This window comes from Blastocatellia bacterium (assembly GCA_035275065.1).
Classification (GTDB): Bacteria; Acidobacteriota; Blastocatellia; order UBA7656; family UBA7656; genus DATENM01.
In genome coordinates, this window is record DATENM010000064.1 from 208,628 (window position 1) to 229,214 (window position 20,587).

A 20,587-nucleotide genomic window follows, 5' to 3' on the forward strand; every position below is an offset into this window, starting at 1 on the left:
GCTTGATCGCACCTATGAATTCCCTACCCACTCGCGAGCGGATGCGCCGCCGCACCCCTTCATCCATTTTAACGGTCAGGCGATATTTACAAGAGCGGCTCGCGCGCCGGCTGATTCGCAGACGTGGGCCGGTAATCACCGAGAGACGAGGGAAACCGATCCCGGACGCGGACCGCACGGCGGTGATCTTGTGCGGGCCATACTTTGATCAGCGCGTGCCGAATGCCGGAGTTACTTATCGAGTGGGGCTGGCGCGCGGCTTCGAGCAGATCGGCGTCCCCTATGAGCTGGTCAGCCTTTTCAACCTTGAGAGACTTGAGCGCCTGGACGATCCTGTCGTATTCATCAGCGAGAGCGACTATGAATTCTTGAGCATCAGGCAGGCCCGCCAGCTTCGCAAGTATCGCCACTTCGTCTGGGTAAACCCGTGGTTTGATGGGGCCGAGAAGTTTTATGCAGATCATGGATTTCAGGGATTGTCCGTACCCGCGAAGGTTCGCAAGCGTGTGCACAGGTCAGAGCCTGCGTTTGTATTCACGCCGGTAAGCCAGTCGGGACTGGAACATTATAGCGGCTGGGTCCGCAGCGGGCACCAGCTCATTTCTCTGCCGCTCGCGTGCGACACGGCACTTTACGACAATTATGATTCGCCCGCTAAATTCGCAAGCGTGCGCATGGCGTTCGTGGGCGGTTACTGGCCGTACAAAGCTCGCAGCTTTGACATTTATCTGAAACCGTTTGAACGGGAGTTGACGGTTTTTGGTTATGCCTGCTGGCCCTACGCCGGATATGGCGGAAAGCTGTCAGCCAAAGATGAGCCGCTACTTTATCGTGACGCAGCCCTGTCGCCCGCAATCAACGAGCCGCATGCGCCGGTCATCGGCGGCGACATTTGCGAGCGCGTTTTCAAAGTGCTAGGCAGCGGCGGCCTCTGCATCACGGATGCCACCGCCGCCCATCACGACTTGTTTCAGACGAATGAATTGCTCGTGCCCGAAAGCCTGGACGAGTACAACGAAATGGTGTGGGCCGTGCTTAAAGACCCCGAGGCGTTCAGCGATTATCGCGAAGCCGGATACCATGCGGTGCGCGCCCGTCACACTTACGCGCACCGGGCGGCCACCGTGCTTGAAAAGCTAGGGCTGCCCGCGCCGCAATTGCGGGCACCTCTAGGGCGGGAGTTAACCGCGGGCTGATGAGTAAGGCCAGGTCTTTATTCAAGCTGTTCCGACAGTGCGCAAAGAACGACGCGATGGTGCTGCGCACGCGCCTATTTGTCGGCATCGCCAACCTGCTGCCGGACTTCGATCTAATCAGCACGTTCATCCGGCCATTGTTGCTGCGGATGGCAGGAGCGCGTATCGGCCTTCCATCGCGCATCCGCCGCCCGCTGTTCATCCATTACGCGGGTAATCTGAGCGTCGGCCGCTACGCATTTATCAACCAGGGATTTCGCGTCGAAGGGCTTGCAGAGGTGAGCATCGGCGAGAGCGTCCTGGTCGGGCCGTTCTGCTGTTTCGAAAACGTCAACCACCGCGCGGACGGTCCCGAAGCGCTGCCGGTCGCGGTCGGCAAGGGCGCGTGGATAGGCGCGGGAAGCATTATTCTGCCGGGCGCGTGGGTTGGCGAAGGGGCTGTCGTGGCAGCCGGATCAGTCGTGCGCGGCCGCGTCCCGCCGCACGAAGTGTGGGGAGGCGTGCCGGCGCGCTTCATAAGAAAACTTGGCGAAGCGCGCGTAGCCCCCGAGGAACTGGCGGTGTTCGACCGCTGATTCCTGATCGCTAACGGCAGACGAAGTCCCTCACAGGCTTGATGAAAACCGTGCCGATAAAAAATCCATACATTCGTGCGATTGAAAACAACCTGCTCGAAGCGGCGACCATAGGGCGCGGCCTTCGCGTAGAAATTAATCATCATCGGCTCAGATTGTCTCCGCGCTGGTGGCGGGCTTTCCCTCCGGATTATGAGAAAGAATGCTTCGCGTTTCTCGAAAAGAGTTTGCGGCCCGGCGATGTGGCTTTCGATGTCGGGTCACACGTCGGATTATTCGCGCTCGTTATGGCGCAGCTCGTTGGGCCCGACGGCAGAGTCGTCGCATTTGAGCCTAACCCTACGGCGCGGCGATTTCTAAATCGTCACGTGCGGCTGAATCGTCTCAGCGAGCAAATCATGGCCGAGCCGATTGCCCTCAGCGATAAAGCGGGCGAAGCCACATTGTATGCGGGGCCGGTGACCGCTGATTCGGGCAGCCCTGCCGATCCGGGTAGCTCGCTCTACGCGCAGAATCACTTGACCACGCCCATCGCCGTGCCAGTCTCTACCGTTGATGATTACTGCTCTCGAAATAAGATAATCCCAAGGGTCATCAAGATCGATGTCGAAGGCTATGAGAGATTCGTTATTGAGGGCGCGACCGCCACGCTTGCCCAAGGCGACGTTTACATACTTTGTGAAGTACACGTGGACAACATGCGAATGATCGGCGAGACGCCTGGCTTGCTGCTGCAAACGATAAAGCGGGCGGGCTACGCCGCGTTTGATCTCGCCGGGCAGCCTCTCGATTCTTTGGATCGGGGCGGCCACGTCGTATTCAAGCGGGTTAAGCGAAACAATTAAACGCCGTGAACGTCCTGCTGATCCCTTCTCATTTTCCGACACGCCGCGAGCCGCAGCGCGCCACCTACATTCGCGATTATGCGCGCAGCCTCGCGCTCCAACATGAAGTGACGGTCATCTACCCGCAGCAGCTTGGGGCTCAAGGCGCGGGCGACGAGCGATTCTTCTCGGAGCAGTTGATCGAGCCGCGCGTCAGGCTCGTGAATTATACGTACCGCCACTTCCCGAAAAGTTGGCTGCTGAGTTATCTGAATTCCTACCGCCGCATCTTCCGCCGCATCCGCGGGGAGTGGAAGATTGACATCATCTTCGCGCACATCGCGCAGCCGGCGGGACAGGCGGCCCTCTTTCTCGGCAAGCTCTTTGATCTGCCGGTCGTGCTGGTCGAGCACTTTGGCCCGCCGCGCGACTGGATAGAATGGTCGCCCTATCCGCGATGGCTTCAGCGCAAGACTTTGGGCTATACCTACCGTCAGGTGAATTATCTGGGGACGGTGAGCCGCAGCCTCGCCCTCGACATCAACGCATTTTTCGGCGCGACGGTTCACGGTCAGTTATACAACCCTGTTGATTGCGAGATGTTTCGACCCGGCAGCCTTAAGCCGAACGGCGGCCCGCTGCGCGTGGTGTGCGTCACGCGCGGTCACATCAAAGATTTGCGAAAGGGCGTTTCAAACCTGCTTTCGGCCTGGGAGATCGTCGCGCGGCGCAGTGCGAAGCCGGTTGTTTTAGAGATCGTGGGCGAGCTTGTGGAACAGATCGCACCGGCGGTTGAGGCGATGGGGCTCACCGCCCTGTGCCGGATTCACGGATGGCTGCCCCCCGACAGATTGGCCCGCTTGATGCAACAAGCAGCGCTCGTCGTGATCCCTAGCGCTTACGAAACATTTGCGCGGAGCGGCGCTGAGGCGCTCTGCTGTGGCGTGCCCGTTGTTGCGACGAAGTGCGGCGGCCCGGAAGAATATGTTGAAGAAGGGACCGGGGTGCTGGTTCCTACGGGAGATGCGGAGGCGCTTGCCGATGCGATATTGATCGGGCTTGAGCGGAGCCATTTCTTGTCGCCTGATGAACTGGCGGCGCGGGCGCGTGAACACTTCAGTTATGAAGGCGTCTGCCGCCGCTTCACTGAAGTCGCGCGGGAGATATTGGGAGGAAGGCGATGATGGCGGCTTTGTCAGCGGCCATTCTCGTCTCCTTTTTGTACCGTCATACGCGTCGCATCACCTTCCTCAACGACACCTGCCAGTTTTTGCGCGCGGCGAGGAAGATTCGCCGCGAGCGACGCTTCCCCGGCGTCCTCGAATACAACTTGATGGACGCACACGAAGGGGTCGAGTGGGATTATCCGCCGCTGCTGATTCTCGTGCTGGCGCTCTTCCCTCCGACGCTGGTCGAGCGACGCCTGCGCGTTTTTTCGGTGGCGAATGATTTAATCTGCATGCTGACGATAGGGCTTACGGCGTGGGCCGTTGACCGCAGGCCGGAAACGGCGCTTGTCGCGATGGCGCTCTATTCGTTCACGCCAAATGTGATCGTGCAAAGAATGATGCTGACGGCGCGCTTCTTATCCATCGCGCTGCTGACGGTTTCTGTAGGGTTTGTCGCTTATTACCTCGAAAGCGGCGCGATCTGGGCAATGGCATCGGCAGCCATTTTTGCCGCGTTGCTGTTGCTATCCAACGCGCTCGCGACGCAAGCCTGGGTCCTCATCGTCTTATCGCTGGTCGCGTTCGGCCCGGCGCGCTTGACATGGATGGCTTATGCGGCGGCGAGCATGGCGCTTTGTTATTTAATCGCTCGTCGCATCGCCTGGCGCGTGCATCGCGGGATGGTGACGAAGCTTTGGGTGCTTAAGAAGTACAGAATGGACGACATTCGCATAGGCCAGTTCCATCTGCTCGAAAAGATTCGCGGCCTGGCGCGCGAGACCGCTTCGACCTTCAGGCGCGATTTGCGAATCGTCGTCAGATCGGCGTTGTTTGTTGATTACCCGTTCATCTGGACGCTTGCGGTTCCCGTCTGGTTCGGCCAGTTGTGGCTCGGCTCGGTTGATTTAACGGTGTGGCTCGCGGTGCTGATCGCCTGTCACCTCTTGATTGATTCCGTGCCGGCGCTGCGCTTCATCGGCCCGGCGCATCGTTATCTAACTTATGGCTTTCTGCCGGCGGCGGTTTTCATTGCGCGGGCGGTCTTCGATTCGCCACATCGGGCGATGGCGAGCGCGGTTTTATTCTCGACATTCGCATGCGGACTGGCGGTTGCGGCGCGGCGGCTGTCGCGACTCGAAGGCACGTATGACCTGGAGCTCTCAGCGTTGAAGGATATCGGCGAGCGCCTGAAACGTTTGCCGCTCGACCGCATATTGGTTTTGCCGATGCCGCTCAGCGATACGCTCGGCTACTTCAGCGACAAACAGTTTCTTCATGGCTGGGCCTCGCGCGCCTGGGGAGTCGGCCCCCGCCATGGAATCTATCCGGTGATGGAGCGGGCACTCGACGACGTGATCCTTCAATTCGGGCTCGAAGCCGTGGTCATCAAAAAGGACTACGTCGTTTTCGACGAGCTTAAAATATCGCTGGCGCGCAAGGTTGCTGACAATGGCGCGTATGAAATCTACGCCGTCGGCGCAGGCTATCGTCTCGTCGAAGCGCCTCCGCCGGAGCTGCGCGCCCGATCAGAGTATGCCTGAGTTCATGAAAAAACTGCGCGCGCTTTTAGCAGTTGCCCCGGAGTCGTTTCTCGTCACGGAACGCACGCGTCGCCGCGTCGAATCGCTGATCGGCGCGGCTGGCGCGCGGGCAATCATCTTGAACGTTGGCGCCGGCTATACGCGCCTCGCGCCGCACGTTTTGAACGTAGAGATATTCGATTCGGGCGAAACCGACGTGATGGCGTCGGCGCTAGAGTTGCCGTTCGAGAGTTCGATTGCCGATTTGATCATCTTGCAGGGCGTGCTTGAACACGTCGAAAACGCGCGCGGCACAATCGAGGAGTGCTACAGAGTCTTAAAGCCGGGCGGCATCTTTTATACGGAGATGCCGTTCCTCCAGCCTTATCACGAGTGTCCGATTGACGTGGCCCGCAGCACCCGGCCCGGACTGGCGCGGCTCTGTTTGCCGATGCAAGAGATCGATTCGGGCATTCACATTGGTCCGGCTTCGACTTTGACGTGGATGCTGCGCGAATTTCTGGCCGCTTTGATTTCAAGAGGCCGACAGCCACTCTATCGCCGCAGCTTCACGATAGCCGGCTGGCTGGTGTTTCCGATTAAGTATGCGGATTATTTTTTGGAAAGATTCCCGGCGCTGCACACCGTCGCCAGTTCCTGTTATTACATAGGTCGGAAGCATTGAAGACGCTTTATATTTGTTACTTCGGCCTCGACGAGCCGCTCGTCCAGACGCAGGTCTTGCCTTACCTGCGTGAGCTCGTGCGCGGCGGGCTGGAAGTTTACCTGCTGACATTCGAGCCCGACCTTAAGAACCGCTGGCCTGAAGCCCGCTTGCGCGCAGAGCGCGAGCGACGAGCAGCTGAAGGAATACACTGGACGGCGCTCGCCTATCACAAGCGTCCGACAATACCCGCGACTCTCTTCGACGTGATTGCCGGAACGGTTCACGCAAGAAGATTAATCGAACGCCAAAACATAGAGATTATTCACGCGCGCTCGCACGTGCCGGGATTGATGGCCGTGTTGCTTCGCCGGCTCACGCGACGGCGAGTGATATTCGATTTGCGAGGGCTGATGGCCGAAGAGTATCAAGACGCCGGTGTGTGGCAGGCAGACTCCCTTGCCTTTCGCCTGACCAAACGAACCGAGCGGGCAATCTTGAACCGCGCCGATCAGTTGATCACGCTCACAAGCCGCGCCGCCGAATGGCTCGTTAATCAGGGTGTCGCGCGCGACCGTATCCACGTGATACCGTGCTGCGTTGATATGCTGCGCTTCAGCGATGCCGGCCTCATCGAGTCTGCATACTTAAAACTTCGAGATCGTTTCACGGTCGTCTACGCAGGTTCTGTCATCGGGCTTTACCTGCTGCGCGAGATGATCAGGTTCGTGTGCGCTTTGCGTGAGTGGCGGGCGGACGCCCACTTCCTTGTGCTGACTGCGGGCAATCATGATCTGGTGCGTTCGGCGGCGCTGGAAGAAGGTTTGCCCGAAGACGCGCTCACCGTGTTGCGCGTCCCGCCAGAGCATGTAGCGCCATACGTTGCGCTCGCCCGCGCAGGGGTGTCGCTGCGAAAGCCGACCTTTTCTCAAATCGCCGCTTCGCCTACAAAAGTGCCTGAATATTTGGCCGCGGGCGTTCCCGCGGTAGTGAACGCGGGCATCGGCGACACAGATGAGATCCTCCGGTCAGGCCGCGTCGGGGTGGTTATCGAAGACCTGAGCGCGGCTTCGATGCGCAAAGCAGCAGATGAATTATTGAAATTGCTCGAAGAGGGGAACGATCTTCAGGAGCGATGCCGAGCAGCGGCGCGGCAGCATTTCTCTCTTGAAGAAGTGGGCGGCCACCGCTACCGAGAGGTGTACCGCGCGCTGGGTCTCAAGCTTTCACAGGACGCGGCCGCCGCGCGCAGCGTCACGCCAACAGTCTAACGCATCAACCTGGTTGCGTACGCCGACGGGTTCAAACCAGGCTTGCAAATCAGCTTACAAAAAATGGTCGAGCGAGAAGATTCCTCTAGTGCGCTTCACGCCGCCCACGTGATCGAGACGCTGGGGCCGGGAGGGGCCGAGCGTCTGCTGCATACAAACTTGAAGCATCTCGACGCCAAGCGCGTCCGCAGCACGGTGATCACCGTTTTCTCCCGTGATGATTATTGGGCTGAGGCAATCAAACAACTCGGCGTTCAGGTCATCAGCCTGAACTGTGGCGGATACCGCGACCTCATCAAAGGCATATGGCGCTTGCGGCGATGGCTCAGTGACGCGCGCCCTGACGTTTTGCACACCCATCTGTGGGCGGCGAACGTCATTGGCCGGATGGCCGGAAGGCTTTCTGGCGTGCCGGTCATCAGCTCGATACATGACTCGGACTACGAGCCTGAAACCTGGAGCGACGGTTCTGAGGTGAGTGCGTGGAAGCGCTACCTGATTCGCGCGATTGATCGCCAGAGCGCGCGGCTCGGCTGCGCGCGTATGCTTGCGGTAAGCGACTACGTTCGCCAGAGCGCGCGCAGGCATTTGAAGTTCCCTTTGCAAAGGATTGATCGCCTCTATAATCCTGTGGATGTCAATGAGCTGCGGTCCGCAAAACCTCGCGAAGCGCTGTTGGGCGAGCTGGGTCTGCCATTAGACAGCGTCATTCTGTTGAACGTCGGGCGGGTCAAGCCGCAGAAGGGGTTGCTTTATGCCATTCGCGCGCTGCCTGCGGTGAAGCGGCGGCAGCCGAGAGTGCGGTTGATTTCTACGGGCGGGATAGATGACGGGGACTGGGCAAAGCGTTTGCGAGCCGAAGCCGAGGCGCTTGGCGTAGCAGACCGCGTTCACCTACTCGGCCCGCGCCGCGACGTGAAGGATTTCCTTCGGGCCTGCGACCTGTTTGTTTTCCCATCGCTGCATGAAGGATTGGGCATAGCGCTCATCGAAGCGATGGCGGCGCGATGCGCCTGCGTCGCCACCGACACGGGCCCGCTGCCTGAGGTCATTTCACACGGCGTTGACGGATGGCTCGTCCCGCCGCGCGACCACCAGCGATTGGCCGAAGCCATTTGCGCGCTGTTGTCGGATGAAGGCGGCAGGGCGGCGCTCGCCGCCGCCGCGCAAAGAAATGCCGTCGCAAGATTTCAACCGCTGGCGGCGGCTTCAGAGCTTGCTGCCATTTATGAATCTATGGCGAGGCGGAAAACGCGGCAAGCACGCGGCAAAATCACACCTCACGAAATGGCTCGAAATCAACACGCCGCAGCAGACTCGGGCGATGCCGCGCGAGTTGGCCAAGAGTGAGCGTGGCAGAATAATCTATTGTCTCCGCGTCAGACGATAAGCAAAGCTGTTTTCGCAAAGCGACAAACCGAGCCGGGCGATGGGAGTTCTTTATTATGAAGCCGCTCGTCAGCGTCATCGTGCCGACATACAATTGCAGGCGCTTCATCCGCGAGTGCCTCGACTCGATAGTCGCGCAGAGCTACGAAAACTTTGAAGCGATAATCGTTGACGACGCGTCAACCGATGCCACTTTCGATTGGCTATCAGGCAAATTGCCGGACTCCCGCTTCCGCCTTCACAAACAGGAGCATAACCAGGGGGCTTCGGTGGCGCGGAACACGGGCGTGCGGATGGCGTCGGGCGATTTGATCGCGCTCGTTGACGCGGACGACCTTCTGCTGCCCGGTCACCTTGCCACGGTGGTCGAGAAGTTCAAGAAAATGCCCGATGTGGGGCTCGTCTGTTGCGATTCAAAGCTGATCGGGCCGGCGGGCGAGACCTTGCACGCCGGCAAGACCTGGCACGAGATACAGTGTTTGATTAAAGGCTACACGCTGCAAACGGGCCGCAGGGCGCTCGCCGATGTTTTTCAATTCTCGCATTGCTTCACAGGATTTGCGATTCGCCGAAGCGTGTATGAAGCGGTCGGCGGCCTGGATCAAACCATCTTTCCGCTCGACGACTACGATTTCATGTTGCGCGTGGCCGGCCGGGGATACGGCGTCTTTTACGTTGACGAGGTGCTGGCCCTGCGGCGCGACCACGACGCGAACTGGTCGGGCCTCAGCCACTCGGTCAAGGTCGGGCAGATGAAGCTAAGAAGCCTGGAGCAGGCTCTCAGAGCCAATCCTGAGTTGCGCGGCCTGGGCCGCGTGATCCCGCGCCGGTTCGCGGAAGTCTATGGAGAGATGGCCATAAGCTACCTCTATGAGCGGCGTTGGGGGCAGGCCATCTCGGCGCTCGTGCGCGCGGCAAGGCTCGACCCGTCGCGGCTCGTGAATATAACGAAGATAGGGCTGAGCGGAGTGGGCCGACGCGCGCGCCGGCTTTCGACATGGGCCGCCACAGGCTCGACGCGCCGCCAGTGAACATGAATACTTCAAGCCGAACTGAGATGCGCGCATCACCGGCGCGAAACGTTAATAGGAATTAGGGCATCGTGGCTGATCTCAATCCCGACTTCCCATCCGGACTTCTAGTTTTCGCGCTGCTCGCCGTGCTCGGGAGCCTTGCCCTCTTCGCGACGCGCCAACACAAGCAGACGTTGCGTTTTCAATTGAAAATCTTTTTGTGCGCGTTTGCGCTGCGCTTCAGTCTGTCGGTGCTGATTTATCAGTTCGGTCTTGTCAGAGTGCTTGGTGACGAGGATGCGATTGGCTGGTGGGCCGGTGTTTTTCATTATCGGGACTGGACTCGACAAGGCGTAGGGCTAGTCGATTTGCCGACCCTTCTCATGGGAGCTTTCAAGGGGAATCATCAAGGCTACGGTTATCTGCTAGGGTCGCTGTTTTATTTAACGGACACGCCGGCGCGATTGCCCGCCGCCGCATTCAATGGCTTATTCGGCGCTTTCACCGTGGTATTAGCCTATCGCGTCGCGCGCACGCTGTTTTCTCCCTGGGTTGCGGTGCGGGTGGGCTGGCTTACGTGCCTGTTTCCTTCGATGATTATATGGTCGGCACAGACGACCAAAGAGCCGGTGATTATTTTTCTGGAGACGGCAGCCCTCTATGGCTGTGTGCAGTTGAAACAGAAAGGATTTTCGCCGCGCCACATTGCGCTGTGCGCGTTGGCGATTGTGCTTGCGATACCTTTCAGGTTTTACGCGGCTTATATCGCTGGAGCAGCCATCGCCCTCACGCTCATTTTGCCTCAATTCAAGCGCGGGAGGTCCAGGGCGGCGTCGGCCGTTGGCATTGCCGCGCTCGCCATTCCGATTGTGATATTGACAGGCGTACTCGCGCAGAGCGAGACGGAATTCGAGCGGTTCGACATCCAGCGCATACAGAGCTTCCGCCGCGACGTGGCGGCAAGCGCGGGATCAGGTTATGTGTCGAGTTACGATATGCGTACGCCCGGGGGATTTGGCGTTGCAACGGCGGTGGGGGCGGCTCATTTGCTGCTCGCGCCGTTCCCTTGGGAGATGGGCGGAGCGAGCCTCAGGATGGCGCTGACGGCACCGGAGCTTCTCATCTGGTGGTGGCTTTTCTTCGTAGGGGTTGTGCCAGGCATCCGCTACGCTGTGAAGAAACGGTTCGGCGATGTTTTGCCGCTCTTGTTTTTCTTGCTCGGGTTGGGACTTCTCTACAGCATGATGTTCGGCAACATAGGACTGGTGTTCAGGCAACGGGCGCAGTTGCTCCCCTGGCTTTTTATTTTCGCGGCGGTCGGGTTGGAGCAAAGAATGCTTAGGCGAAAGGCGGCGCGCAAGACGCTGACGGCTTCGCTGCTGCACGGGCGCGCGCCTGTCGTCGTGACGAGAGAAAACCTGAGCCGCCCGGTCGGCCCTGGCAACCTCTCGTCAACCACTGAAAGCTGATCGAGCAGTCTGGGTCGCGCCATGCATATACTTGCACTCTCGCCTAGTCTTTACGATACGTCGCCCGGCCAGCGCTTTCGCATGGAGCAGTGGTCGCCGCTGCTCGCCGGGTGGGGGATAGAGGTTGATTTCCACTCGTTCGAATGCGCGGAGCTGAACGCGGTGCTTTATAAGCCGGGAAACCTCCGGCAAAAGATACGACTCGTCGCTCGCGCCTTCGCGCGCCGCAGGGAGTTGCTGCGCTCGGCCTGCGACTATGATGCCGTCTACGTCTTTCGCGAGGCGGCGCTTTTGGGGCCGCCCGTCTTCGAGCGGCAGATTCATCGCCGCGGCGTGCCGCTCGTATTCGATTTCGACGATGCGGTGTTCGTGCCTTACAGGAGCCCGTCGAATGGTTATTTGAGTTATCTCAAATTCCCCACAAAGACTCGAACGATTTGTAAGATTGCCTCGCATGTCATGGCCGGCAACTCGTACCTGGCCGACTACGCCCGCCAAGTAAACGACCGCGTGACGGTCGTTCCGACCACGATTGACACGGACAAATACACGGTCGAGCGCAGGGATGAATCAAGCGACTTTCCAGTCATCGGCTGGAGCGGGAGCTACAGCACCGTACAGCACCTCGATACCTTGCGCGGCGCGCTCACCCGGCTCGCGAAAGAAGAGAAGTTCCGCCTGCGGGTCATCGGCACTCCGCATTATGAGATCGAGGGAGTGGAGGTGGATTCGCTGGCCTGGCAGTCGCATACGGAAGTCGAAGACCTGCGAGCAATTGACATAGGCATTATGCCGCTCCCGGACGACCCGTGGAGTCGCGGCAAGTGCGGGCTGAAAGTGCTACAATATATGGCGCTCGGCATCCCGGCCGTCTGCTCGCCCGTGGGAGTCAACACGGAGATCATCACAGATAACGAGAATGGCCTTATTGCGGCGACCGAAGACGAGTGGGTTGCAAAGCTCAGGCAGTTGCTACGCTCGGCGGAGGTGAGACGGAGGCTGGGACTCGCGGGCCGCGCCACGGTCGAGAGCAGGTATGCCGCTGCCACACAAGCACCCTATGTGCGCGACATTTTCGAATCCGTAGTTCGTCGGGGTCATTTCAAACGGGCTTATGCCGAGACCTGATTCGCAATTCTACTGGCGGAGATTTAGATGGCTGAATATAAGATTCTCGTGACCGGGGGTGCGGGCTTCATCGGCTCGCACCTTGTCGACGCGCTCATCGCGCGCGGTCACTCCGTTCGGGTTCTCGACCTGCTAGTCTCGCAGGTTCATGGCGATGGCGAACCGAAGTACCTGAACCCGAAAGCGGAATTTATTTACGGCGATGTGTGCGACGCCGAAGTCTTGAGCCGCGCACTCGACGGTGTAGAGGTGATTTTTCATTATGCGGCGGAGGTCGGCGTCGGGCAATCAATGTACGAGATCGAGCGCTACGTACGGGCCAACACATTGGGCACTGCCGTTCTGCTTGACGCCCTGGCATCGCGGCGAGATCGGATTCGCAAGCTCGTGGTCGCGTCGTCAATGTCTATTTACGGCGAGGGTGAATATCTCTGCAAAGAATGCGGCAGGGTTGCGCCGAACCTCAGACCGACGGCGCAACTCCTTGAGCGCCGATGGGAAATCAACTGCCCTGGATGTGGCGCTACGGTTTCGCCCGTCCCTACGACTGAAGACAAGCCTTTGTTTCCAAGCTCCGTTTATGCAATTACCAAGCAAGACCAGGAGCAGCTCTGCATTGTCGCCGGTCGCGCTTATGGGATTCCGACGGTCGCGCTGCGCTATTTCAACGTCTATGGCCCGCGCCAGGCGCTGTCGAACCCTTACACGGGCGCTTGCGCCATCTTCTCTTCGAGGCTGTTGAACAATCAGAGGCCGATGATCTTCGAGGACGGCGAGCAGACGAGAGACTTCATTCACGTCAGCGACATCGTGCAGGCAAATCTCCTGGCGCTTGAAACCGACCGCGCCGATTATCAAGCGATCAACATCGGCACCGGAACCGCGACCTCCGTGCGCCGCGTCGCGGAATTGCTGAGTCATGGTTTGGGCAAAGATATCGAGCCTGAAATCGTGAGCAGGTATCGCGAAGGAGATATTCGCCATTGCGTGGCCGACATTTCGCGCGCGCGGGCACTGCTCGGTTATGAGCCGAAGGTCGCACTCGACGAAGGCATCCCTGAGTTGCTCGGGTGGGTCAGTCGTCAAGACGCAACCGACAAAGTCGAACGCGCCACCGCCGAGCTAGAGCAGCGCCGCCTCGTTAGATAAAATAGCCGGCGCGTTGTAGCGATAGTTTTTTTGCGAGTGAGCCCATGAGACGAAAGCTGCGATTCGCGGGATTAGTCTTTGTCGCGCTGCTTCCAAAGGCGATGAAGCGATACGCGTATCGCTGGTTTTTCGGCTACCGCATCGGCCGCGAAGTGCGCATAGGGATCGCGCTGCTTGACTGCGCGCGGCTCACGATAGACGACGGCACGACTATCGGTCATGGCACAGCCTTCGTGCGCTGCGGCGACGTGCGAATCGGCAAGCATGTGAGCGTCGGCCCGCTGAACCTATTTCGCGGCGGCGACCGCATAGAGCTTGCGGATTACGCTCAGGTCATCCGCTTCAACGTCATCAACTCGATACCCGAAAACGACTGCACGAATCAGCCCGACTCATCGTTTTATCTCGGTTACGGGTCCGTGGTTACAGCCGAGCACCGGATTGATTTCACAGACCGTGTGACCATAGGTCGCCACTCTATTTTCGGCGGGCGCAACTCTTCGATATGGACGCACAACCGCCGCGCCGGCTTGGCGGTCGAGATCGGCAATTATTGTTACGTCGGGTCGGAGATACGAATGGCTCCGGGCGCGAAGATTCCTGACTGCTCGATAGTCGGGATGGGGGCGGTCGTGACCCGGCCAATCACTGAAAGCTATTCGATGATTGCCGGAGTCCCGGCCAAAAGGCGGCGGGCGCTCAGCCGGGAAGACTATGAATTAATCTTCGGCAAAACGCGCCCCGACTTGCCAGATGAGATTTATCCGATTCCTCCGACAGAATCGGCTGCGACTTCGCATAGCTGATTTCTTGATGCGCCTTGGAGAGGCAGCCTGGATAAGCGGCGTGATTTTATGTGCGGAATAGCCGGGGCGATTTCGACAAAAGCCGAAGACCAGCGACCTATCGTTACGGTCATGGCCGACGCGCTCACGCATCGCGGGCCTGACGATTGGGGCGTGTGGTCGGATGAGCATTGCGCGCTCGGCCATCGCCGGCTTTCGATCATTGACCTTTCTGAAGCAGGCCGGCAGCCGCTCTCGAACGCGAACGGCTCAATCTGGATAACCTACAACGGTGAAATCTACAACTTTCAGGCGCTGCGCAAAGAGTTGGAGAGCCTCGGCCACCGCTTTCGCACGCGCACCGACACCGAGGTGATCGTTTACGCTTATGAGCAATGGGGCGTAGACTGCGCCAAGCGTTTGCGCGGAATGTTCGCCTTCGCAATCTGGGACCAGCGCCGCCGCCGCTTATTCATGGCCCGTGATCGGGTTGGCAAAAAGCCGCTCTTTTACACACAAGCCGGTGACCGTTTTCTCTTCGCATCGGAGTTACAGGCGCTGGTCGCCGACGCGAGCGTCTCGCGCGTCGTAGACCAGGCCGCAATTGACGAGTATCTCTCCTGGGGCTATGTGCCTGCGCCTCGCACAGCCTTTAAAGGCATATCTAAATTGCTGCCCGCGCACTGGCTCACGCTTGAGCTTAAACAGGGCGGCGCGGCGCTCAACATCGAGCCTTACTGGAACCTGGAGTATGGCCCAAAGCTCGCGCTCGACGAGCGCGAAGCCGCCGAAGCGTTGCGCGAGAAATTAACGGAAGCGGTGCGGCTGCGGATGATTGCGGACGTTCCGCTCGGCGCGTTCCTTTCCGGCGGCATTGATTCGAGCATCGTCGTCGGGCTGATGGCGCGGCTTTCCGATCAGCCCGTTAAGACCTTCTCAATCGGATTTGAAGAAACCGCTTATAACGAACTCGGCCACGCGCGCCGTGTGGCCGAGCGGTGCGGCACGGACCATAGCGAATTCATCGTCAAGCCTGACGCGCTTGCCATACTGCCCAAGCTCGTTCGCCACTATGGCGAGCCTTACGCGGACTCTTCGGCGATCCCGACTTATTACGTGTCCGAAATGACTCGCCCGCGCGTCAAGGTCGCGCTGAACGGCGATGGCGGCGACGAGAGCTTTGCGGGCTACGAGCGCTACTTCGGAAACCGTGTGGCCGAGTGGGTCCGGCGCGTGCCCGGAGGCCACTGGCCCGCCCTTGCCTTGAGCCGCATCCTGCCCGACTCGCTCGACCAGAAGAGCCGCCTGCGGCAGGCGAAGAGATTTTTTTCGGCGACGACCCGGCCGATGGCCATTCGTTACGGTCGCTGGGTCGGATACTTCACGGAAGAAGCGAAGCGGCGACTTTACAGCCGCGAGCTGCGGTCATCACTCAATGGGCATTGCCCGCAAGATTGGCTTCAATCGCTGTTTGCGGAGGCGCAGGGTCTCGACCCGGTAGACAGCGCGATGGCTGTTGATACACGGTCTTATCTGCCGTACGATCTGCTGGTCAAAGTGGACATCACGACAATGGCCAACAGCCTTGAAGCCCGCTCGCCGTTTTTAGATCACGAAGTCATGGAGTTGGCCGCGCGATTGCCTGTCCATCTCAAGCTGCGGGGCAAACAATCGAAGTACCTGCTCAAGCGCACATTCGCCGACTTGCTGCCGCCGGCGAATGTCAACCGCCGGAAGATGGGATTCGGCGTGCCGCTCGGTCAGTGGTTTCGCGGCCCATTGCGCCCATTGCTTGAAGACGGCCTGCTATCCGAACAGCTCGCGCGAAGGAAGTATTTTGACGAGGGAGTGATTCGCTCGCTGGTGGCAGATCATGTCCAGCAGCGCGCGGATCACAGCTTCGCGCTATGGAATTTGCTCATGCTCGAACTGTGGCATCGCGAATTTATTGACTGAGTTAGCCGGTTCGCATGATTATTCGGCTAACCGGGATTAAAAGCGAAATGATGAAGCCTGCGGAACACGCCGAATCCGAAGCTCGCGCGTTACTGATTACTCATTATCAGGGACGGGAAGCTCAAGAGCCTGCGCTCAAGGTCGGCTCAATTGCGGCGCCGGCTCGCGTGGTTCGCATCATTGACCGGCTCAACGTCGGGGGGCCTTCTAAACACGTCGTTTGGCTGACTGCCGGGCTCAACGCCGAACAGTTCGAGACCACTCTAATATCGGGCACGGTGCCGGCTGGCGAAGATGACATGGGATACTTCGCGCAGGCGGCGGGCGTCGAGCCGCTGATCATCGAGGAAATGAGCCGCGAATTGAGCTGGCATGATTTAATCGTCGTCGTGAAGCTCGTCGGCCAGTTGCTGAGGCTAAAGCCGCGCGTCATTCACACTCACAAATCGAAGGCTGGCGCGGCCGGTCGTATCGCCGCGCTCATCTACAAGTGGATGACGCCTTCGGCGCTGTGGCTGCGCCCGCGTCCTTGTCGCGTCGTGCACACCTTTCATGGCCATATTTTTCACAGCTATTACGGCCCCATGAAGACGCGGCTTTTCATCGCCATCGAGCGGCTGCTTGCGCGCCTCTGCACAGACTGCATCATCACCATCAGCGAGCAGCAGCGCCGTGAAATCCTTGAGCGGTTTCGCATAGGCCGCGCCCAACAATTCCGCGTCGTGCCTCTCGGTATAGACTTCGGCGAGGTGGGTGAGCGGCGCGGCCAATTGCGCGCGGAGCTTGGCGTCGCCGACGACGAAGCCCTGGTCGGCATAGTCGGCAGACTCTCGGAAGTAAAAAACCATGCACTGTTGCTTGAAGCCGCGCGGCGGTTGAGTGAGGGGCAGGCGCACAAAGTGCGTTTCGTTGTGGTTGGCGATGGTCACCTGCGCCGAAAGTTGGAAAACCTCTCGCGCAAACTGAGCATCGCTGATAAAGTTTCCTTCATCGGTTTCCGCGACGATGCGGCGTCGCTTTATGGCGACATGGACGTGGTTGCGTTGACTTCTTTGAACGAGGGCACCCCGCTCACGCTGATAGAAGCAATGGCCTGCGGTCGTGCGGTTGCGGCTACGGAAGTCGGCGGCGTTGTGGACTTGATGGGCGAGCGGCGCGAGACGCGGGCGGGCTTTTCAATCTGGGATCATGGCGTCACCGCGGCTAGCCGGGACGCGGAAGGCTTCGCTCAGGCTTTGCGGTTCTTGATCGAATGGCCTGAGCTGCGCCGCGAGGCAGGCGCGCGCGGGCGCGCCTTTGTGCGAGTTCGATTTTCGCGAGAGCGGCTCTTGAGCGACATTGAAGGTCTATACCTGGCGTTGATCAACGGCTAGCTGCGACAGTTTAAAATCTTAATCCGAGTCGATGACCAGAGGAGGCAAGGCTGATGAGGGTTCTTATCACAGGAGGTGCAGGGTTCATTGGCTCTCACCTGGCCGAGCGGCATCTTGAGCGCGGCGACGAGGTTTACATCATTGATGATCTTTCCACGGGCGCGATGGAAAATATCCAGCACATAAAGAAGCATCCCAAGCTGACCTACCACATCGGTTCGGTCACGGAATCGCAGAACACCGCCGAGTTTGTGGATTTGTCGGACATCATCTACCACCTGGCCGCCGCCGTCGGCGTGCGGCTCATCGTTGAAAGTCCCGTCAGAACAATCGAAACCAACATTCGCAGCACGGAGGTGGTGCTGGCGATGGCGGCGAAAAAACGCAAGCGCGTTTTGATAACCTCGACGTCGGAAGTCTATGGCAAACGCAACAACGTGCCGTTTAGCGAAGACGATGATCTCGTCATGGGGCCGACGAGCAAAGGGCGTTGGAGCTATGCCTGCTCGAAGGCAATTGATGAATTCCTCGCGATTGCTTACTGGAAAGAGAAGGGCGTGCCGACGGTGATCGCGCGGCTGTTCAACACGGTCGGCCCGCGTCAGACGGGCCGCTACGGGATGGTGATCCCGACCTTCGTCACGCAGGCGCTTACCGGCCAGGATATAACCATATTCGGCGATGGGTTGCAGAGCCGTTGCTTTACGTATGTTGCCGACGCGGTGGGTGCGCTCATCGGGCTTGCCGAAGACGCACGCGCAGTGGGCGAGGTCTATAACATCGGCAGCCACGAGGAGGTGACGATTCTCGAGCTTGCCAAGAGAATCAAGTACCTGACCGGATCAGACTCGCGCATCATATTCGTCCCTTATGACGAGGCTTACGAGGAAGGGTTTGAAGACATGATACGCCGCGTGCCCGACCTCCGTAAGATACATCGGCTCATTGGCTACGCGCCGAAGACTTCGCTCGATGAGATGCTGGCGAACGTCATAGAATATCAGCGGCAGAAGATGGGCGGCGGTTTGGACATCCTGGCGCCACTCGCGTTTGAGGCAGACACGAATCATTGAGGCTTGAAATCGCGGGACGCCGCTTCCCGCCTGCCATCGTCACAGCCGCACCAGTCCGGCACTAATTTGGATTGCGGCTCGACGGTCACCGCTCGGGGTTTGAGATGAAAGGCGGCGCGCGCGGCGCGTCGCTTCACTGGTCGGTGCGACGCTTCGTGTAAAACTTTCGCAGGAACGGACATGAAGATAATCGCAGGAAGCCTCACCACTTTACTGCTCGGGACCATTTTCACTCTGCTCGTTCGAAAATTTGCGAGCGCAAAGGGAATCGTCGCCGCGCCCAGACAAGACCGATGGCATAACCGCGCGACGGCGCTGCTCGGTGGAGTGGCCATTTATCTGGCCTTCCTGATGGGCTACCTTTTGTTCGGGGTCAAAAACGAGAGAGTTTACGCGATCCTGGCCGCCGGGTCACTGATGTTTGTGACCGGCCTGATTGATGATCTCAAAAACATCAAGCCATACACCAAGCTGGTGGTGCAGCTTGCGGCGGCTGCCACGATAGTCTACCTGGGGGTGCAACTGCCTTGGACTAGTTCCCAGCCCGTCAACGATGTCATCACGATATTCTGGATAGTCGGCATAACCAACGCGATAAACCTGCTCGATAACATGGATGGGCTGGCGGGTGGCATCTCGCTGATCTCGTGCGTGTACCTGGCCATCACCTTCATGTTGAGCGGCCAGACCAGCGAGGCGATGTTGCCGGCCCTGTTGGGCGGCGCGGTGATAGGTTTTTTGTTCTTCAATTTCAACCCGGCCTCAATATTTATGGGCGACTGCGGCTCGATGTTTCTTGGTTTCATGTTGAGCGGCATGGCATTGTTGAGCGATTATGGCCGCACGCGCAACCTGACGGCAGTGCTGCTCACGCCGGTGCTGATCCTGCTGATCCCGATATTCGACACGTCGCTGGTTACCGTGAGCCGTAAGCTTTCGGGCCGCCCGATTTCGCGGGGCGGGCGCGACCATTCATCGCACAGGCTCGTCGCCCTAGGGGTATCCGAGCGCCGCGCCGTGATGATCCTTTACCTGCTGGCGTTGGTATCAGGGACGCTGGCGCTGCTCGTGAGGCTCATCCAGGTGGAAGTTGCCCTGCTGCTCATCCCGAGCTTCGCGATCTCGATACTTCTCGTCGGGCTTTACCTCGGCAAGGTGCACGTGTACGAGGAGGACGAGCAGCCGCCGGACAAAACCATCATCCGCGTGCTGGCGGATTTCTCCTACAAGCGGCGCGTGTTCGAGGTGATCCTAGACATGCTTCTCGTCGTGCTGGCTTATTATGGGGCGTACCTGCTGCGCTTCGACGGGAACATGCCCGAAGAGCAGAAGAGTATTTTCTTCGGCACCCTGTCGCTCATCGTCGTGGCGCACATGCTTTGCTTTTTGCTGGGCGGGGTTTATCGCGGGCTGTGGCGCTATACGGGCATTGACGACTTGATAACGGTCGCGAAATCTGTCGCGATGGGAACCATCACGAGCGCGGCAATCACATTTGCGATGGGCAGGTTCAGGACTGCGTCGCGCGCCGTTTTCGTGCTTGATGCGCTGCTCCTCTTCATCTTCGTCGGGGCGAGCCGACTATCGTTCCGGTTGCTGAGCGTCTTGATAGCGAAGAAGGGGAAAGCACACCCGGGCGCGAAGCCCGTGTTGATTTATGGCGCAGGGGATGGCGGCGAGATTCTGATCCGCGAGATACTCAACAATCCCGGCCACCGCTGTACACCAATCGGATTTATTGATGACGACGCGCGCAAGGCGGGCAAGCTCATTCACGGCTACAAGATTTTCAGCAGCAATCATCTGCCTGACCTGATCCGCAGGCACGGCGTCAACGAAGTTTTAGTATCGAGCACGAAAGTTTCGCAAACTAGGCTCGACCACTTGCGTAGCTTGGGGATGAGCCTCCGGACGATGAATATACGCCTCGAATAATCTCATGAGAAGCCTGGCCACGATTCTAACGGTTGCGGGTCTAGCGGCGATTGGGGCTTTCGTGCCGCTCGCTTCCGCTCCTTCTGAAGGTCGCGGCA

At 59.1% G+C, this 20,587-nt stretch carries 17 protein-coding genes; all 17 read left to right on the forward strand.

Annotation, left to right across the window (positions count from 1 at the left end; genetic code table 11):
- Positions 1 to 14: 14 nt before the first annotated feature.
- The 17 genes from VJ464_15665 to VJ464_15745 all read left to right on the forward strand — a co-directional run bounded on the left by VJ464_15665 (position 15) and on the right by VJ464_15745 (position 20,489).
- Positions 15 to 1,196: a glycosyltransferase gene (locus VJ464_15665; GenBank protein ID HKQ06571.1), complete on the forward strand. Its 1,182-nt coding sequence runs from the start codon at positions 15 to 17 to the stop codon at positions 1,194 to 1,196.
- A 56-nt stretch (positions 1,197 to 1,252) separates the two neighbouring features.
- Positions 1,253 to 1,771, forward strand: coding sequence for an acyltransferase (locus VJ464_15670; GenBank protein ID HKQ06572.1), 519 nt, complete (start codon positions 1,253 to 1,255; stop codon positions 1,769 to 1,771).
- A 41-nt stretch (positions 1,772 to 1,812) separates the two neighbouring features.
- Positions 1,813 to 2,616 carry an FkbM family methyltransferase gene (locus tag VJ464_15675; protein ID HKQ06573.1) on the forward strand — a complete coding sequence of 268 codons (804 nt, stop codon included), beginning with the start codon at positions 1,813 to 1,815 and terminating at the stop codon, positions 2,614 to 2,616.
- A 5-nt stretch (positions 2,617 to 2,621) separates the two neighbouring features.
- Complete coding sequence (locus VJ464_15680) at positions 2,622 to 3,779, forward strand: glycosyltransferase (protein HKQ06574.1); 1,158 nt, start codon at positions 2,622 to 2,624, stop codon at positions 3,777 to 3,779.
- The gene (locus tag VJ464_15685) at positions 3,776 to 5,305 is read left to right on the forward strand and encodes a hypothetical protein (protein HKQ06575.1); all 1,530 of its coding nucleotides are present in this window, start codon (positions 3,776 to 3,778) and stop codon (positions 5,303 to 5,305) included. The genes VJ464_15680 and VJ464_15685 overlap by 4 nt, the downstream gene beginning before the upstream one ends.
- Before the next feature lie 4 nt (positions 5,306 to 5,309).
- Positions 5,310 to 5,969 carry a class I SAM-dependent methyltransferase gene (locus VJ464_15690; GenBank protein ID HKQ06576.1) on the forward strand — a complete coding sequence of 220 codons (660 nt, stop codon included), beginning with the start codon at positions 5,310 to 5,312 and terminating at the stop codon, positions 5,967 to 5,969.
- 56 nt (positions 5,970 to 6,025) lie between these two features.
- Complete coding sequence (locus VJ464_15695; GenBank protein ID HKQ06577.1) at positions 6,026 to 7,219, forward strand: glycosyltransferase; 1,194 nt, start codon at positions 6,026 to 6,028, stop codon at positions 7,217 to 7,219.
- Positions 7,220 to 7,282: 63 nt separating this feature from the next.
- Complete coding sequence (locus VJ464_15700) at positions 7,283 to 8,569, forward strand: glycosyltransferase family 4 protein (protein HKQ06578.1); 1,287 nt, start codon at positions 7,283 to 7,285, stop codon at positions 8,567 to 8,569.
- 95 nt (positions 8,570 to 8,664) lie between these two features.
- A complete protein-coding gene (locus VJ464_15705) occupies positions 8,665 to 9,639 on the forward strand; it encodes a glycosyltransferase (GenBank protein HKQ06579.1) in 975 nt (324 codons plus the stop codon).
- Positions 9,640 to 9,710: 71 nt separating this feature from the next.
- Positions 9,711 to 11,090, forward strand: a complete 1,380-nt coding sequence (locus VJ464_15710) for a glycosyltransferase family 39 protein (protein ID HKQ06580.1) — start codon at positions 9,711 to 9,713, stop codon at positions 11,088 to 11,090.
- Between the two features lie 21 nt (positions 11,091 to 11,111).
- On the forward strand, positions 11,112 to 12,218 hold the full coding sequence (locus VJ464_15715; GenBank protein HKQ06581.1) for a glycosyltransferase family 4 protein: 1,107 nt from the start codon (positions 11,112 to 11,114) through the stop codon (positions 12,216 to 12,218).
- 27 nt (positions 12,219 to 12,245) lie between these two features.
- Positions 12,246 to 13,367, forward strand: coding sequence for an NAD-dependent epimerase/dehydratase family protein (locus VJ464_15720; protein HKQ06582.1), 1,122 nt, complete (start codon positions 12,246 to 12,248; stop codon positions 13,365 to 13,367).
- A 44-nt stretch (positions 13,368 to 13,411) separates the two neighbouring features.
- Entirely contained in the window at positions 13,412 to 14,173 is a 762-nt protein-coding gene (locus VJ464_15725; GenBank protein ID HKQ06583.1) for a hypothetical protein, read from the forward strand.
- 48 nt (positions 14,174 to 14,221) lie between these two features.
- On the forward strand, positions 14,222 to 16,108 hold the full coding sequence (asnB, locus tag VJ464_15730) for an asparagine synthase (glutamine-hydrolyzing) (GenBank protein ID HKQ06584.1): 1,887 nt from the start codon (positions 14,222 to 14,224) through the stop codon (positions 16,106 to 16,108).
- Between the two features lie 47 nt (positions 16,109 to 16,155).
- Entirely contained in the window at positions 16,156 to 17,481 is a 1,326-nt protein-coding gene (locus VJ464_15735; protein HKQ06585.1) for a glycosyltransferase, read from the forward strand.
- A gap of 53 nt (positions 17,482 to 17,534) precedes the next feature.
- Entirely contained in the window at positions 17,535 to 18,554 is a 1,020-nt protein-coding gene (locus tag VJ464_15740; GenBank protein HKQ06586.1) for a GDP-mannose 4,6-dehydratase, read from the forward strand.
- Positions 18,555 to 18,734: 180 nt separating this feature from the next.
- The gene (locus tag VJ464_15745) at positions 18,735 to 20,489 is read left to right on the forward strand and encodes a hypothetical protein (protein ID HKQ06587.1); all 1,755 of its coding nucleotides are present in this window, start codon (positions 18,735 to 18,737) and stop codon (positions 20,487 to 20,489) included.
- Positions 20,490 to 20,587 lie beyond the last annotated feature (98 nt).

Bases quoted from the DNA above. Each gene is read 5' to 3' on its own strand.
- VJ464_15665 (HKQ06571.1), top strand. From the start codon at position 15: ATGAATTCCCTACCCACTCGCGAGCGGATGCGCCGCCGCACCCCTTCA.
- VJ464_15670 (HKQ06572.1), top strand. From the start codon at position 1,253: ATGGTGCTGCGCACGCGCCTATTTGTCGGCATCGCCAACCTGCTGCCG.
- VJ464_15675 (HKQ06573.1), top strand. From the start codon at position 1,813: ATGAAAACCGTGCCGATAAAAAATCCATACATTCGTGCGATTGAAAAC.
- VJ464_15685 (HKQ06575.1), top strand. From the start codon at position 3,776: ATGATGGCGGCTTTGTCAGCGGCCATTCTCGTCTCCTTTTTGTACCGT.
- VJ464_15690 (HKQ06576.1), top strand. From the start codon at position 5,310: ATGAAAAAACTGCGCGCGCTTTTAGCAGTTGCCCCGGAGTCGTTTCTC.
- VJ464_15700 (HKQ06578.1), top strand. From the start codon at position 7,283: ATGGTCGAGCGAGAAGATTCCTCTAGTGCGCTTCACGCCGCCCACGTG.
- VJ464_15705 (HKQ06579.1), top strand. From the start codon at position 8,665: ATGAAGCCGCTCGTCAGCGTCATCGTGCCGACATACAATTGCAGGCGC.
- VJ464_15715 (HKQ06581.1), top strand. From the start codon at position 11,112: ATGCATATACTTGCACTCTCGCCTAGTCTTTACGATACGTCGCCCGGC.
- VJ464_15720 (HKQ06582.1), top strand. From the start codon at position 12,246: ATGGCTGAATATAAGATTCTCGTGACCGGGGGTGCGGGCTTCATCGGC.
- VJ464_15725 (HKQ06583.1), top strand. From the start codon at position 13,412: ATGAGACGAAAGCTGCGATTCGCGGGATTAGTCTTTGTCGCGCTGCTT.
- asnB (HKQ06584.1), top strand. From the start codon at position 14,222: ATGTGCGGAATAGCCGGGGCGATTTCGACAAAAGCCGAAGACCAGCGA.
- VJ464_15735 (HKQ06585.1), top strand. From the start codon at position 16,156: ATGATGAAGCCTGCGGAACACGCCGAATCCGAAGCTCGCGCGTTACTG.
- VJ464_15740 (HKQ06586.1), top strand. From the start codon at position 17,535: ATGAGGGTTCTTATCACAGGAGGTGCAGGGTTCATTGGCTCTCACCTG.
- VJ464_15745 (HKQ06587.1), top strand. From the start codon at position 18,735: ATGAAGATAATCGCAGGAAGCCTCACCACTTTACTGCTCGGGACCATT.